The 17,301-nt window shown below is 75.7% G+C and carries 2 protein-coding genes; both read right to left on the reverse strand.

All coding sequences use genetic code 11. From position 1 onward, the window contains the following. Nucleotides 1-7,631 (reverse strand): type I polyketide synthase (locus OG982_RS30790; RefSeq protein ID WP_266950257.1); only part of this gene is annotated, 7,631 nt, incomplete at its 3' end. A 584-nt stretch (nt 7,632-8,215) separates the two neighbouring features. Beyond that, nucleotides 8,216-17,239 carry a type I polyketide synthase gene (locus tag OG982_RS30795; RefSeq protein WP_353963104.1) on the reverse strand — a complete coding sequence of 3,008 codons (9,024 nt, stop codon included), beginning with the start codon at nt 17,237-17,239 and terminating at the stop codon, nt 8,216-8,218. Nucleotides 17,240-17,301: the final 62 nt, after the last annotated feature.

Below are 17,301 nucleotides of genomic sequence, written 5' to 3' on the forward strand. Positions count from 1 at the left end.
TCGACCCCGCCGGGGTAGCGGCAGCTCATGCCGACGATCGCGATGGGGTCGTCGTGGAGCGCGGCGCCGAGGGACGCGGGCACGGCGGTGGCCGCGGCGGCCGTCTCCTCGTCCGGGGTCAGGGACAGGCCCAGGACCTCGGTCCGCAGGTACGCCGCGAGCGCGCTCGGCGTGGGGTAGTCGAAGACGAGCGTGGCGGGCAGCCGTTCGCCGATGGCGGCGCCGAGGCGGTTGCGCAGCTCGACCGAGGTCAGGGAGTCGAAGCCGAGCTCCTTGAACGCCCGGTCGGCCGGCACCTCGTCGGTCGAGGCGTGGCCGAGTACGGCGGCCACCTCGGCCCGGACCGTCTCCAGCAGGGCCGCCTCCCGCTCTTCGGCGGGCAGCGCGGACAGCCGCGTACGGAGCGCGGCCCCGTCGGCCGTGGCACCCTGGCCGACCGCCCGGCGTGCCGGTACGCGGACCAGGCCGCGCAGCAGGTCGGGAACCATGCCGGTGCGTGCCTGGGCGCGGAGGGCGGCCAGGTCGAGCGGGAGGGGTACGAGCAGCGGGTCGTCCGTGCGGCGGGCCGCGTCGAAGAGGGCGAGGCCGGTCTCCGGCGCGAGGACGCCGATGCCGCCGCGGTTGATGCGGTCGCGGTCGCCGTCGGCCAGGTCACCGCCCATGCCGCCGACCCCGGTCCACAGGCCCCAGGCGAGGGAGGTGGCGGCCAGACCCTGGGCCCGGCGGTGGGCGGCCAGGGCGTCCAGGAAGGTGTTGCCCGCCGCGTAGTTGGCCTGGCCGGCGCCACCGAAGACACCAGCGGCCGAGGAGAACAGCACGAACGCGGAGAGGTCCAGGTCCTGGGTGAGCTCGTGCAGGTTCCACGCCGCATCGACCTTCGGCCGGAGTACGGCCGACAGACGCTCGGCGGTCAGCGAACCGACCACACCGTCGTCAAGGACACCGGCCGTGTGCACGACCGCCGTCAGCGGGTGCTCCGCAGGAACGCCGGCGAGTACCGCGGCCAGCGCTTCACGGTCGGCCACATCACACGCCGCCCACGACACCTCAGCGCCCAGACCGACGAGCTCGGCCGACAACTCCGCCGCCTCACCACGACGGCTCACCAGCAGCAGACGCCGAACACCGTGCTCGGCGACCAGATGCCGGGCAAACAGCCCGCCCAGCGAACCACTCGCACCCGTCACCAACACCGTGCCATCGGCATCCCACTCGACGCCCGCACCAGCGGCGACCGCCGTACGCGCCAGCCTCGGCACCAGAACCGCGCCACCCCGCACCGCGACCTCGGACTCGCCCGAGGCCAGCGCGGCCGACAGCCCGGCCTCGACGTCACCCTCGGCGTCGATGTCGACCAGGACGAGACGGCCCGGGTTCTCCGACTGCGCCGAGCGCACCAGACCCCACACCGGCGCGTGCGCCAGGTCGGACACGTCCTCACCCGGTACGGCGGCCACCGCGCCCCGGGTCAGGAACACCAGACGCGATTGCGCCGACCGCTCGTCGGCCAGCCAGTCGTTCAGCAGACCCAGCACCCGGGCCGTCCCGGCGTGCACCGCGCCGACGACATCGCCGCCGGTCGGCTCCACGCACGGCACCACCAGCGCCGCCGGAGTCCCGTCCTCCTCACCCCACATCAGCCAGTCGTCGAAGGAGCCGCCACCGGCCGCCTCCGCCCACTCCACACGGAACAGGGCGTCACGGGTCAGGTCCGGCGTGGTGTCGAGCTGGTCCCGGCTGACGGATCGCAGGGCCAGGCCGGCGACCGAGGCCACCGGGGCCCCCGTGGTGTCGGCGATGGTGAGGGCGACCTCGCCGTTGCGGGCGGTGGTCAGGCGCACCCGGAGCGCCGAGGCGCCGACCGCGTGCAGGGAGACACCGGACCAGGAGAACGGGAGCCGTCCTTCGCCGCCGGCGGCGTCCGCGGTGCGCAGTCCGAGCGCGTGCAGGGACGCGTCGAGGAGGGCGGGGTGCAGGCCGAACCGTGCGGCGTCGTCGTCGGCCGCCTCGGGGAGCGCGACCTCGGCGTAGTAGGTGTCGTCTTGGCGCCAGGCGGCCCGCAGGCCCTGGAACACCGGGCCGTACCCGAATCCGGATTCCGCGAGGCCCTCGTACAGGCCCTCCACGGGGACGGCCTCCGCTCCGGCCGGCGGCCACTCGGTGAGGCTCTGCGGGGCCTGGTCGGCCCCGGTGGCGAGCACACCGACGGCGTGCCGCGTCCACGGCGCATCCGGATCCACGCCCTCGGGACGGGAGTGGAGGGTGAGGCTGCGGCGCCGGCCCGACGCGTCGGCCGCTCCGACGGAGAGCCTCAGCTGTACGCCGCCGTGCTCGGGCAGCACGAGGGGGGCTTCCAGGGTGAGTTCGTCGACCAGGTCGCAGCCGACGTGCTCGCCGGCCCGGAGCGCGAGCTCGACGAAGGCCGTGCCGGGCAGGAGGGCGGAGTCCATGACCCGGTGGTCCCCGAGCCAGGGGTGGGTGGTCAGCGACAGCCGTCCGGTGAAGAGGTGGCCGTCGGAGTCGGGCAGTTGGACCTCGGCGCCGAGCAGCGGGTGGTCGGCGGTGCCGAGCCCGGCCGCCGCGACGTCGCCGTCCGCGCGGCCGGCGTCGAGCCAGTAGACGCTGCGCTGGAAGGCGTACGTCGGCAGGTCGACGCGCCGGACCCCGAGCGGGGCGTAGAACGCGGGCCAGTCGACGGCGGTGCCGCGCACGTACGCGGTGGAAAGCGCCGAGAGCAGGGTCTCGGGCTCGTCGCGTCCCGCGCGCAGGGCGGGGGCGAAGGCCGCGGAGCCGCTGTCGTCGGTCAGGCAGGTCTGTGCCATCGCGGAGAGCACGCCGTCGGGGCCGAGTTCGAGGTACGTCGTGACTCCGGCGGCCTCCAGGGCGCGGACGCCGTCCAGGAAGCGGACCGCCTCGCGGACGTGGCGGACCCAGAAGTCGGCCGAGCCCATCTCGTCGGTGATCAGCGCGCCGGTCAGGTTGGAGACGACCGGGATCCGGGGGCTCGCGTACGCCAGCCCCTCCGCCACCTGGCGGAAGGCGTCGAGCATGCCGTCCATGTGGGGCGAGTGGAAAGCGTGGCTGACGGTCAGCCGCTTGGCCTTCCGGTCGGCGAACGACTCGGCGACCGCGGCCGCCGCGTCTTCGTCACCGGCGATGACCACCGAGCGCGGGCCGTTGACGGCCGCGATGCTGACGCGGTCGGTCAGCATCGGCAGGACCTCGTCCTCCGACGCCTCCACCGCGATCATGACCCCACCCGCGGGCAGCGCCTGCATCAGGCGGCCGCGCGCCGCGACCAGCGTGCACGCGTCCTCCAGCGAGAACACACCCGCAACATGCGCGGCGGCGATCTCACCGATCGAGTGACCCGACAGGAAGTCCGGCTTCACACCCCACGACTCGACGAGGCGGAACAACGCCACCTCGACCGCGAACAACGCCGGCTGCGTGAACTCCGTACGGTCCAGAACAGCGGCATCGGAACCGAACAGGACGTCCTTCAGCGGCAGTTCGAGGCCAAGCCGCTCGGACACCGCGTCGAGCGCGGCCGCGAAGGCCGGGTAGGTCTCGTAGAGCTCGCGTCCCATGCCCAGCCGCTGGCTGCCCTGCCCCGTGAAGAGGAGGGCGAGCTTTCCGCCCGCCGTCGGCGCGCCCTGGACCAGGCCCGCCGCCGAGCGGCCCTCGGCGAGGGCGGCCAGGCCGGTGCGGAAGCCGTCGAGGTCGGCGGCGACCACGGTCGCGCGGTGGTCGAACACGGCCCGGCCGGTCGCCAGCGAGTGGCCGATGTCGGCCGGCGCCGTCTGCGGGTGTGCCTCCAGGTGGGACAGGAGCCGCTCGCCCTGGGCCCGCAGGGCCTCGGGGGTGCGGGCGGTCAGGTGCCACGGGAGCGCCGCCGGTGCGACCGGGACGGCGGGGGCGGCCGGGGTGGCGGGGCTCTCCGGGAGTTCGACGATGGCGTGCGCGTTCGTACCGCTCATGCCGAAGGAGGAGATGCCGGCGCGGCGCGGGCGGCCGGTCTCGGGCCAAGCCCGCTGTTCGGTGAGCAGCGAGACCGCGCCCGCCGACCAGTCCACGTGCGGGGACGGCTCGTCCACGTGCAGGGTCTGCGGCAGGACGCCGTGGCGCATCGCCTGGACCATCTTGATGATGCCGGCGACGCCCGCCGCGGCCTGGGTGTGGCCGAAGTTGGACTTGACGGAGCCCAGCCACAGCGGCCGGTCCGCGGGGCGGTCCTGGCCGTAGGTGGCGAGCAGGGCCTGCGCCTCGATGGGGTCGCCGAGCCGGGTGCCGGTGCCGTGGGCCTCGACGGCGTCGACGTCGGCGGAGGCGAGGCCCGCGTTGGCGAGGGCCTGGCGGATGACGCGCTGCTGGGACGGACCGTTCGGGGCGGTCAGACCGTTGGAGGCGCCGTCCTGGTTGACGGCGGTGCCGCGTACGACCGCGAGGACCTGGTGGCCGTTGCGGCGGGCGTCGGAGAGCCGCTCGACGAGCAGCATGCCGACGCCCTCGCCCCACGCGGTGCCGTCGGCGGCGGCCGCGAACGGCTTGCAGCGGCCGTCGGCGGCGAGGCCGCGCTGGCGGCTGAACTCCGTGAAGACGTCGGGGGTGGTGATGATGGTGACGCCGCCCGCCAGGGCGAGGGAGCACTCGCCGGCCCGCAGGGCCTGCGCCGCGAGGTGCAGGGCGACCAGCGAGGAGGAGCACGCGGTGTCGACGGTGACGGCCGGGCCCTCGAAGCCGAAGGTGTAGGAGACGCGGCCGGAGGCGATGCTGCTGGAGCCGCCGGTGCCGAGGTAGCCCTCGACGCCTTCGGGGACGGTGTTCAGGCGGGACACGTAGTCGTTGTGCATCTGGCCGACGAACACGCCGACCTGTCCGCCGCGCAGGCCCGTCGGGTCGATCCCGGCGCGCTCGAAGGCCTCCCAGGAGGTCTCCAGCAGCAGCCGCTGCTGCGGGTCCATGGCGAGGGCCTCGCGCGGGTTGATCCCGAAGAACGCCGGGTCGAAGTGGGGGGCGTCGTAGAAGAAGCCGCCTTCGCTGGCGTACGAGGTGCCGGGGTTGTCCGGGTCGGGGTCGTAGAGCGCCTCGGTGTCCCAGCCTCGGTCCGCGGGGAGGTGGGCGATGCCGTCGCGGCCCTCGGCGAGCAGCTCCCACAGGTCCTCGGGGCTGCGGACGCCGCCGGGGAAGCGGCAGCTCATGGCGACGATGGCGATGGGGTCGTCGGCCTCGGCGGCGGCCGACCGGACCGTGAGGGCGGCGGCAGCGGCCTCGGAGCCGAGGAGTTCGTCCTTGAGGTAGCCGGCGAGCACCGTGGGGGTGGGGTAGTCGAAGACGAGGGTGGCGGGCAGCCGGACCCCGGCGGCGGCGCCGAGGCGGTTGCGGAACTCGACGGCGGTCAGCGAGTCGAAGCCGAGGTCCTTGAAGGCGCGGCCGGGTTCGACGGCGTCGGGGGTGGCGTGGCCGAGGACGGCGGCCACCTGGTCGCGTACGAGGTCGAGCAGGAGCGCGTCGCGCTCGTTCTCGGGAAGGCGTACGAGCTGCTCCACCAGCGGGGTTCCGGTCCCGGCCGCGGTGGCCTGGGCGGCCCGGCGGGCGGGGGCGCGCACGAGGCCGCGCAGCAGCGCGGGCACCATGCTCGCGTCGGCCTGGCGCAGCGGCGCGAGGTCGAGCTGCATGGGGACGAGGTGGGCGTCGCCGGTGTGGTGGGCGGTGTCGAGGAGGGCGAGACCCTCTTCGGAGGAGAGGCCGAGGACGCCGGAGCGCGTCATGCGGTCCTTGTCGGCGGTGTCGAGCTCGCCGGTCATGCCGCTGGCCTCGGCCCACAGGCCCCAGCCGAGGGAGGTGCCGGGCAGGCCGTGGGCCTGGCGGTGGCGGGCGAGGGCGTCGAGGAAGACGTTCGCGGCCGCGTAGTTGGCCTGGCCGGCGCCGCCGAAGGTGCCGGCGGCGGAGGAGAAGAGGACGAAGTCGGCCAGGTCGTGGTGGCGGGTCAGCTCGTGCAGGTGGAGCGCGGCGTCGGCCTTGGGCCGCAGGACGTGGTCGATCCGTTCCGGGGTGAGGGCCTCGGCGATGCCGTCGTCGAGGACGCCGGCGGTGTGGACGACGGCGGTCAGCGGGTGTTCGGCCGGTACGGAGGCCAGCAGCGCGGCGAGGGCCTCGCGGTCGGCGGCGTCGCAGGCGGCGACGGTGACGTCGGCGCCGAGGGCGCGCAGCTCCGCGGCGAGTTCGGCGGCGCCGGCGGCGGCCTCGCCGCGGCGGCTGGTCAGGACGAGGCGGCGGGCGCCCCTGACGGTGACGGCGTGCCGGGCGACGAGTGCGCCGAGGGTGCCGGTGCCGCCGGTGATGAGGACGGTGCCGTCAGGGTTCCAGTCGGCGGGCACGGTGAGCACGATCTTGCCGACGTGGCGTGCCTGGCTGAGGTAGCGGAAGGCCTCGGGGGCCTGGCGCAGGTCCCATGCGGAGACGGGCAGGGGGCGCAGGGAGCCGGCCCGGAAGAGGGCGAGGAGCTCGGTGAGCATCTCCTGGATGCGGTCGAGGCCGGCCTCGGTGAGGTCGAACGCCTGGTAGCTGACGCCGGGGTGGGCGGCGGCGACGTCCCGGGGGTCGCGGACGTCGGTCTTGCCCATCTCGACGAAGCGTCCGCCGCGCGGCAGGAGCCGCAGGGAGGCGTCGACGAATTCGCGGGCGAGGGAGTCGAGGACGACGTCGACGCCGCGTCCGGCGGTGGCGGTGCGGAAGGTCTCCTCGAAGTCGAGGGTGCGGGAGGAGGCGATCCGGTCGTCGGTCAGGCCGAGTCCGCGCAGGGTGTCCCACTTGGCGGGGCTGGCGGTGGCGTAGACGTCGGCGCCCCAGTGGCGGGCCAGCTGGACGGCGGCCATGCCGACGCCGCCGGCGGCGGCGTGGACGAGGAGGGTTTCGCCCTCGCGCAGGCCGCCGAGGTCGTTGAGTGCGTAGTACGCCGTCATGAAGACGATCGGCACGGCGGCGGCCTCGGCGAAGGTCCAGCCCTCGGGCATCGGGGCGATCATGCGGCGGTCGACGACGGCCAGCGGGCCGAAGGCGCCGGGCAGCATGCCCATGACGCGGTCGCCGGGGGCGAGGTCGGTGACGCCGGGGCCGGTCTCGACGACGGTGCCGGCGCCTTCGCTGCCCATCAGGCCGGGGTCGCCGGGGTACATGCCGAGGGCGTTGAGCACGTCGCGGAAGTTGAGGCCGGCGGCGCGGACGGCGACGCGGACCTGGCCGGGCTCCAGGGGCGCCTCGGACTCGGGGCTGGGGACCAGGGTGAGGTGGTCGAGGGTGCCCTTGTCCTGGATGTCCATGCGCCAGGCGGACTCGCCCGGGGGCGGGGTCAGCGGCGTGGTCGCGGGGACGCGGGCGAGGCGGGGCGCGTGGACGGTGCCGCGGCGGATCGCGAGCTGCGGTTCGCCGGTGGCGAGGGCGGCGGCCAGTGCCTCGGCCAGTGTTTCGGCCAGTGTTTCGGCGGGGGTGGCGGCGTCGAGGTCGGCCAGGACGAAGCGGTCGGGGTTCTCCGACTGCGCGGAGCGGACCAGGCCCCAGACGGGGGCGTGGACCGGGTCGGCGAGGTCCCAGTCGCCCGGGGTGGCGACGGCGCCGCGGGTGACGAACACCAGGCGGGACGCGGCGAACCGGTCGTCGCCGAGCCAGCCCTGGACCAGGGCGAGTGCCCGGTGCGTGGCGGCACGGACGGCGTCCGGGGTGAGCGCCCCCGCCGGGGCGGACGGGCAGGGGGCGAGGACGTAGGCGGGAGCCGGGGCGCCGGCGTCGAGGGCCGCGCCGAGGGCGACGAGGTCGGCGTGGACCGGCCCGGGCAGCGCGGCACTTCCGGAGCCGGTGCCGGAGCCGGAGTCGGCGGCACCGGCAGCGGCAGCGGCAGCGGCAGCGGCAGCGACGGTGCCGGAGCCGGAACCGGAGTCGGAACCGGAGTCGGCGGCAGCGGCAGCGGCAGAGCCGGAGTCGGCGCCCGAGCCGGAGTCAGTGCCTGAGGCCGAGCCAGCGGCGGAGCCCGGGGCGGAGTCAGTGCCTGAGGCCGAGCCGGCGGCGGAGCCCGGGGCGATGACGGCCCAGGGGGCCGCGGGGGCGCCGGCGGGGGCGGGCGGGAGCGGGACGGTGGCCCACTCGATCCGGAACAGCGACTCGTGGTAGGCGGCGCGGGAGGCGCCGGCCAGCCGGTCGGCGGAGACGGGCCGGACGATCAGGTGGTCGACGGTGGCGACGGGCGCGCCGGTCGTGTCGGCCAGCTGGAGGAGAGGGAGTCGGCGCCGTCCGCGGTGAGGCGGACGCGCAGCGCGGACGCCCCGACGGCGTGCAGGGACACCCCGCGCCAGGAGAACGGCAGTCCGGCCTGCCGGTCGCCGTCGGAGGAGACGAACGTGGCGTGCAGGGCGGCGTCGAGGAGCGCCGGGTGCAGGCCGAAGCGGGTGGCCTCGGTGTGCCGGTCGTCGGGCAGGGCCACCTCGGCGTAGACGTCGTCGCCGAGGGTCCAGGCGGCGCGCAGGCCCTGGAAGACGGGCCCGTAGGCGAAGCCGCCCTGGCCGAGGTGCTCGTACAGGCCGTCGACGGTGACGGCCTCGGCGCCGGGCGGGGGCCAGGCGGTGAGGTCGAAGGCGGGGCGCGGCGCGCCGGTGGCGAGGACGCCCGCGGCGTGCCGGGTCCAGGGCTCGTCGTCGGCGGCGTCGGGGTCGCCGGAGTACAGGTCGAGGGTCCGTCGGCCGTCCTGGTCGGGTGCGCTGACCACGATCTGGAGGCGTACCGCGGCGTGCGGGGCGAGGACCAGCGGGGCTTCGAGGGTGAGTTCCTCGAGGACGTCGCAGCCGGCCTGGTCGCCTGCGCGGACGGCGAGTTCGACGAAGGCGGTGCCGGGCAGCAGGACCGTACCCATGACGGCGTGGTCGGCGAGCCAGGGGTGGGTGTCGAGGGAGAGGCGGCCGGTGAACAGGAAGCCCTCGCCGTCGGCGAGCGGGACGGCGGCGCCGAGCAGCGGGTGGTGGGCGGCGCCCAGGCCCGCCGATTCGACGTCCCCGATGAATCCGGCGGGGGCTTCGAGCCAGAACCGGCGGCGCTGGAAGGCGTACGTGGGCAGGTCGACGCGGCGGGCGCCGGTCGCGGCGAAGTACGCGGGCCAGTCGAGGGGGACGGCGCGGGTGTGGACGGCGGCCATCGCGGCGGTGAGCGCCTCGGCCTCGCCGCGGTCGCGGCGCAGGGCGGGGACGAACACGGCGTCGGTGGCGTCGTCGGTGTCGGTGAGGCAGTCGCGTCCGAGGCCGGACAGGACGCCCTGCGGGCCGAGTTCGAGGTACGTGGTGACGTGCTCGGCGTCCAGGGTGCGGATGCCGTCGAGGAAGCGGACGGCCTCGCGGACGTGGGAGACCCAGTGCTCGGGGGTGCGCAGTTCGTCGCCCGCCACGGCTCCGGTGAGGTGGGTGACGACGGGGATGACGGGCGCGTGGTAGGTGAGGGAGGCGGCGACGTCGCGGAAGGCGTCGAGCATGCCGTCCATCAGCGGGGAGTGGAAGGCGTGGCTGACGGTGAGCCGCTTGGTCCGGCGGCCGCGCCGCTCGAACTCGGCGGCGATCTCCAGCGCGAGGGTCTCCTCGCCTGAGACGACGACGGCGGAGGCGGAGTTGACGGCGGCGATGCCGATCCGGTCCTCGTGGCCGGCGAGCAGCGGCCGGACCTCGTCCTCGGTGGCGGTCAGCGCGATCATGGCGCCGCCCTGGGGCAGTGCTTCCATGAGGCGGCCGCGGGCGGCGACGAGGGCGGCCGCGTCGGGCAGCGAGAGGACGCCCGCGACGTGCGCGGCGGTGATCTCGCCTATGGAGTGGCCGGCGACGAAGTCGGGGTGCACGCCCCAGGACGCGACGAGGCGGTAGAGCGCGGTCTCCAGCGCGAACAGGGCGGGCTGGGTGTGGCCGGTCCGGTTCAGGAGGTCGCCGTCCTCGGCGAACAGGATGTCCTTGAGGGGCTGTTCGAGGTGCGGGTCCAGGGCGGCGCACACCTCGTCGAGGGCGGCGGCGAAGGCGGGGTGGGCGGCGTACAGTTCGCGGCCCATGCCGGGGCGCTGGCTGCCCTGTCCGGTGAAGAGGACGGCGAGCCGGCCGTCGGCGGCGTCGTGCCGCACGAGCCGGGCGCTGTCGCGGCCCTCGGCGAGGGCGGCGAGTCCGGTGAGGAGTCCGTCACGGTCGCCGGCGACGACGACGGCCCTGCGGTCCAGGGCGGTACGGGTGGTGGCCAGGGAGAACGCCACGTCGGCCGGGTCCGCCTCGGGGTGCAGCGCGAGGTGGTCGGCGAGCCGGGCGGCCTGGGCGCGCAGCGCGTCGGGGGTCCGGCCGGAGAGGAGGAACGGCAGCGGGGCGGCGGACTCGGCGGCCGCGCCGGCCGGGTCGCCGTCGCGGTCCGTGTCCTGCTGGGCGGGCGGCTGTTCGATGATGACGTGCGCGTTGGTGCCGCTGACGCCGAAGGAGGAGATGCCCGCGCGGCGGGGGCGGCCCGTCTCGGGCCAGGCGGCGGCTTCCGTCAGCAGTTCGACGGCGCCGGCGCTCCAGTCGATGTGCGGGGACGGCTCGCCGATGTGCAGCGACGCGGGCAGGACGCCGTGGCGCATCGCCTGCACCATCTTGATGATGCCCGCGGCGCCGGCGGCGGCCTGGGTGTGGCCGATGTTGGACTTGATGGAGCCCAGCCGCAGCGGCCGGTCCTCGGGCCGGTTCTGGCCGTAGGTGGCGAGCAGGGCCTGGGCCTCGATGGGGTCGCCGAGGGTGGTGCCGGTGCCGTGGGCCTCGACGGCGTCGACGTCGGCGGTGGTCAGTCCGGCGTGCGCGAGGGCCTCGCGGATGACGCGCTGCTGGGAGGGCCCGTTGGGGGCGGTGAGGCCGTTGGAGGCGCCGTCCTGGTTCACGGCGGTGCCACGGACGACGGCCAGGACCGGGTGGCCGTTGCGGCGGGCGTCGGAGAGCCGCTCGACGAGGATCATGCCGGCGCCCTCGGCCCAGCCGGTGCCGTCGGCGTCGGCGGAGAAGGACTTGCAGCGGCCGTCGGTGGACAGGCCGCGCTGGCGGCTGAAGTCGATGAAGGTGTCCGGGGTGGACATGACGGTGACGCCGCCGGCGAGCGCCATGTCGCATTCTCCGCTGCGCAGGGCCTGCGCGGCCAAGTGCAGGGCGACGAGGGAGGAGGAGCAGGCCGTGTCGATGGTGACGGCGGGGCCTTCGAGGCCGAAGGTGTAGGAGATGCGGCCGGAGGCGACGCTTCCGGCGGTGCCGGTGCCGAGGTAGCCCTCCAGGCCCTCGGGGACGGCCGGGAGCCGGGTCAGGTAGTCGTGGTACATGACGCCGGCGAAGACGCCGGTGCGGCTGCCGCGGACGGAGGCGGGGTCGATCCCGGCGCGTTCGAAGGCCTCCCAGGAGGTCTCCAGCAGGAGCCGCTGGTGCGGGTCCATGGCGAGGGCCTCGCGCGGGTTGATGCCGAAGACGTCCGGGTCGAAGTCGGCGGCGTCGTGCAGGAAGCCGCCCTCGCGGGTGTACGAGGTGCCGGCCCGGCCGGGGTCGGAGTCGTAGAGCGCGTCGAGGTTCCAGCCGCGGTCGGTGGGGAACGGGGAGATCGCGTCGGCGGAGCCGGCGACGAGCTGCCACAGCTCCTCGGGGGTGTTGACACCGCCGGGGTAGCGGCAGCTCATGGCGACGATGGCGATGGGCTCGTCGGCGACGGCCCGGGTGGTGGCGGTGGTGGCGGCCGGGGCCTGGGCCGCCTGGTCACCGAGGAGTTCGGTGCGCAGGAACGCGGCGAGCGCGTTCGGGGTGGGGTAGTCGAAGACGAGAGTGGCGGGCAGCCGGACGCCGGTGGCCGAGCCGAGGCGGTTGCGCAGCTCGACGGCCGTGAGCGAGTCGAAGCCGAGTTCCTTGAAGGCCCGGCCGGGGTCGACTGCGTCGGGGCCGGGGAAGCCGAGGACGGCGGCGACCTGGACGCGGACGGTGGCCAGCAGCAGCCGGTCGCGCTCGGCGGCGGTCAGCGGCAGCAGCCGCTCGGTGAGGCCGTCGGCGGGCGCGGCGCCCTGGGCGGCGGCGGCCCGGCGCGCGGCGGGCCGGACCAGGCCGCGCAGCAGCGGGGGCACCATGCTCGCGTCGGCCTGGCGCAGGGCGGCCAGGTCGAGGTGCATCGGGACGGCGGTGGCCTCGCCGGTGGCGCGGGCGGTGTCCATGAGGGCGAGGCCCTCGGCGGAGGACAGCGCGGCGACTCCGGCGCGGGAGATCCGCTCCAGGTCGGTGTCGGCGAGGTCGCCGGTCATGCCGCTGCGTTCGGCCCACAGGCCCCAGGCGAGCGCGGTGGCGGGCAGGCCTTCGGCGCGGCGGCGGTGGGCGAGGGCGTCGAGGAAGGTGTTGGCGGCGGCGTAGTTGGCCTGTCCGGCGGCGCCGAGGGTGCCGGCGGCGGCGGAGAACAGGACGAACGCGGCGAGGTCGGCGTCGCGGGTCAGTTCGTGCAGGTGGACGGCCGCGTCGACCTTGGCGGGCAGGACGTGGTCGAGCCGCTCGGGGGTGAGCGCCTCGAGGATGCCGTCGTCGAGGACGCCGGCGGTGTGGACGACGGCGGTCAGCGGGTGTTCGGCCGGTACGGAGGCCAGCAGCGCGGCGAGGGCCTCGCGGTCGGCGACGTCGCAGGCGGCGAGGGTGGCCTCGGCGCCCAGGGCGCGGAGTTCTTCGAGGAGTTCGCCGGCTCCGGCGGCGGCCTCGCCGCGGCGGCTGGTCAGCAGCAGGCGGCGGACGCCGTGTTCGGTGACCAGGTGGCGGGCGACGAGCCCGCCGAGGGTGCCGGTGGCGCCGGTGACCAGGGCGGTGCCGTCCGCGTCGAGCGGGCGGGCCTCCTGCCCCTCGGGGGCGGGCAGGGCGGGGACGCGGCCGAGCCGGGGGACGACGGCGCGGCCCTCGCGCAGGGCGAGCTGCGGCTCGGCGGTGGCGAGCGCTGCGGGCAGGGCGCGCAGGGACTCCTCGCGGTCGTCCAGGTCGAGCAGGACGAACCGGTCGGGGTGCTCGGACTGGGCCGAGCGCAGCAGGCCCCACAGCGGGGCGTGCGCCAGGTCGGCCACGTCGCAGGCGCCGGCGGTGGCGACGGCGCCGTGGGTGACGAACACCAGCCGGGAGCCGTCGAAGCGGGCGTCGGCGAGCCAGGCCCGGGCGAGGTCCAGGGCGTGGTGCAGCGCGTCGCGGACGGCGGCGGACAGCGCGGCGTCGACGGTGGTCCGCGCGGGCGCGTCCACGGCGGGGACGGGGACGACGACGGCCTGCGGTACGGGGCCGCCGGCCTCGATGGCCGCGGCGAGGGCGGCGAGGTCGCCGTGCGCGGCGGCGGTGGGCAGCACGGCGGTGAAGCGGGGGCCGGCCCCGGCCGCGCCGAGCAGGGCCCACTGGCCGGGGGCGACGGTGGTGGCGGCCGGCAGGGCCAGCGGGCTCCACTCGACGCGGAACAGCGAGTCGTGGAAGGCGGTGCGGGCCGCCCGTACCTGGTCGGGGGTGACGGGGCGCAGCAGCAGCGCGTCGACGGAGGCGACGGGCGCGCCGGACTCGTCGGCGAGGTCCACGGAGACGGTGTCCTGGCCGGCGGGCGCGAGGCGGACGCGCAGGGCGCGGGCGCCGACGGCGCGGAGGCTGACGCCGCTCCAGGAGAACGGCAGCCTGCCGTGCTCGGTGTCCTCCAGCAGGGAGCCCATGCCGACGGCGTGCAGGGCGGCGTCCAGCAGGGCGGGGTGCAGGCCGAAAAGGGCGGCCTCGGCGTGCGCCTGCTCGGGCAGGCGGACCTCGGCGAAGACCTCGTCGGCGCGCTGCCAGGCGGCGGTCAGGCCCTGGAAGACGGGTCCGTAGGCGAAGCCGGAGGCGGTGAGGTGCTCGTAGAGGCCCTCGACGGGGACGGCGGTGGCGTCCTGCGGCGGCCAGGTCGTGAGGTCGGCGCCGGCGCGCGGCGCGGGGCGGGCGCCGGCGGGGGTGAGGAAGCCGGTGGCGTGCCGGGTCCAGGCGCCTTCGCCCCAGGTGTCGTCGGCGGCGTCCTCGGGCCGGGAGTGCAGGGTCAGCGAGCGCCGTCCGTCGGTGTCGGGGGCGCCGACGGCGAGCTGGATCTGGACGCCGCCGTGCGGGGGCAGGGCGAGGGGGGCCTGGAGGGTGAGCTCGTCGAGGAGTTCGCAGCCGGTGTGCTCGCCGGCCTGGAGGGCGAGTTCCACGAAGGCGGTGCCGGGCAGCAGCACGGTGTCCATGACCGTGTGGTCGGCGAGCCAGGGGTGGGTGGCCAGGGAGAGCCGGCCGGTGAAGAGGTAGCCGTCGCCGTCGGCCAGGGCGATGGCGGCGCCGAGGAGCGGGTGGTCGGCGGAGCCGATGCCGGCGGCGGTGACGTCGCCGGTCCAGGCGGTGGGCTGTTCGGGCCAGTAGTGGCCCCGCTGGAAGGCGTACGTGGGCAGGTCGACGCGGGTGGCACCGCGCCCGGCGAAGACGGCGGACCAGTCGGCCCGGACGCCGTGCGCGTGGGCCTGGGCGACGGCGGCGGCGAACGCGGCCGGTTCGGGGCGGTCGGCGCGCAGGGCGGGGACGAAGACGGCGTCGTCCCGGTCGTTCTCGCCGGTGAGGCAGTCCTGTGCGAGGGCGGTGAGGACTCCGCCGGGGCCGACCTCGACGAAGGTGGTGACGCCGAGCGCGGCCAGGCCGCGTACCCCGTCGTGGAAGCGGACGGCCTCGCGGACGTGGCGGACCCAGTAGTCGGCGGTGCAGATCTCCTCGGCGGTGACGGAGGCGCCGGTGAGGTTCGAGACGATCGGGATGACGGGCGGCGCGTAGGAGACGGCTTCGGCGGCTTCCCGGAACGCGTCGAGCATGCCGTCCATGAGCGGCGAGTGGAAGGCGTGGCTGACGGTGAGCCGCTTGGTGCGCCGGCCGCGGGCGCGCAGGGCCTCGGCGATCTCCTCGGCGGCGTCCTCGTGGCCGGAGACGACCACGGAGCGGGGGCCGTTGACGGCGGCGATGGACACCCGGTCGGTGAGGAGCGGGGTGACCTCGTCCTCGGTGGCCTCGACGGCGATCATCGAGCCGCCGGCGGGCAGGGCCTGCATGAGGCGGCCGCGGGCGGCCACGAGGGCGGCCGCGTCGGGGAGGGTGAGGACGCCGGAGACGTGGGCGGCGGCGAGTTCGCCGATGGAGTGCCCGATGAGGAAGTCGGCGGTGACGCCCCACTGTTCGAGCTGGCGGTAGAGGGCGACCTCGACGGCGAACAGGGCGGCCTGGGTGTAGGCGGTCGCGTCGAGCAGCGCCGCCTCGGGGGTGTCTTCGGCGGCGAACAGCACCTCGTACAGGGGGCGTTCGAGGTGCCGGTCGAGTTCGTCGCGGACCGCGTCGAGGGCGCGGGCGAAGCCGGGGTGGGTGGCGTACAGCTCGCGGCCCATGCCGGCGCGCTGGCTGCCCTGGCCGGTGAAGAGGAAGGCGGTGTTGCCGTCGCCGGCGGCGCCGAGGACGGCGGTCGCGGGCTGCTCGCCGGCGGCGAGCGCGTCGAGGTCGGCCAGCAGCTGCTCGCGGTCGGCGGCGAAGAGGACGGCCCGGCGGTCGAGGGCGGAGCGGCTGGTGGCGAGGGAGAAGCCGAGGTCGGTCAGGGCGGCGGGGTCCGCCGCGAGTGCGGGGTGGGCCCGCAGGTGGGCGGCGAGGCGGGCGGCCTGGGCGCGCAGGGCGTCGTCGCCCTGGCCGGAGACCAGCAGCGGCACGGGCCCGGTGGCACCTTCCGCGTCCACCGCGGCGTCAGCGCTGTCGGTGGCGCCCGTGCCGTCGGTCTTCGCGTCCGCGCCGGGTGCGTCGGCGGGCGGGGCCTGCTCGATGACGGTGTGGGCGTTGGTGCCGCTGACGCCGAAGGAGGAGATGCCGGCGCGGCGCGGCTGGCCGGTCTCGGGCCACGGCACGGCCCGGGTGAGCAGTTCGACGTCGCCGGTACTCCAGTCGACGGCGCTGGACGGCTGGTCGATGTGGAGCGACTCGGGCAGGACGCCGTGCCGTATCGCCTCGACCATCTTGATGATGCCCGCGACACCGGCAGCGGCCTGGGTGTGCCCGATGTTGGACTTGATGGAGCCCAGCCACAGCGGTCGGCCCTCGGGCCGGTTCTGGCCGTAGGTGGCCAGGATGGCCTGGGCCTCGATGGGGTCGCCGAGGGTGGTGCCGGTGCCGTGCGCCTCGATGACGTCGACCTGCGCCGGGGTGAGCCCGGCGTTGGTGAGCGCCTGGCGGATGACGCGCTGCTGCGACGGCCCGTTGGGGGCCGTCAGGCCGTTGCTCGCGCCGTCCTGGTTGATCGCGGAGCCGCGGACCACGGCGAGTACGGGGTGGCCGAGGCGGCGGGCGTCGGAGAGCTTCTCGACGAGGAGCATTCCGACGCCCTCGCCCCAGCCGGTGCCGTCGGCGCCGTCGGCGAACGGCTTGCACCGGCCGTCGGGGGCGAGCCCGCGCTGCCGGCTGAACTGCACGAAGGCGCGCGGGCTGGACATGACCGTGACACCGCCCGCGAGCGCCAGCGAGCACTCGCCGCCCCGCAGCGCCTGCACCGCGAGGTGGAGGGCGACGAGCGAGGACGAGCAGGCGGTGTCGATGGTGACGGCGGGGCCTTCGAGGCCGAAGGTGTAGGAGAGGCGGCCGGAGACGACGCTGGCCGCGTTCCCGGTGAGGAGGTACTGCTCGACGCCCTGGGGGACGCCGTCGCGGAGCAGGTCGGGGTAGTCCTGGCCGTTGGTGCCGATGAACACGCCGGCCTTGCTGCCGCGCAGCGTCGCCGGGTCGATGCCGGCGCGCTCGAAGGTCTCCCAGGACGTTTCGAGCAGCAGTCGCTGCTGCGGGTCCATGCCGAGGGTCTCGCGCGGGCTGATCCCGAAGAACGCGGCGTCGAACTCGCCGACCCCGTCGAGGAATCCACCCTCGCGGGTGTACGAGGTGCCCCGCTGGTCGGGGTCCGCGTCGTACAGGGACTCGATGTCCCAGCCGCGGTCGGTGGGGAAGTCGGTGATGGCGTCCCGGCCTCCCGCGACGAGGCCCCACAGGTCCTCCGGCGACTGGATGCCGCCGGGGAACCTGCAGGCCATGCCGACGATGGCGATCGGCTCCGGCTCCTGGGCCTCGACCTCGCGCAGGCGCTGCCGTGTCTGGTGCAGATCGGCCGTCACCCGCTTCAAGTAGCCGATGATCTTGTCCTGATCCGCTACCTGATCCGCCATTGGAACCTCACCCATGTTCGTCACAAACCCTTGCGCTGCTACTGCCTGCTGTCCGCTGTGCT

It is taken from the genome of Streptomyces sp. NBC_01551, assembly GCF_026339935.1.
Classification (GTDB): Bacteria; Actinomycetota; Actinomycetes; order Streptomycetales; family Streptomycetaceae; genus Streptomyces.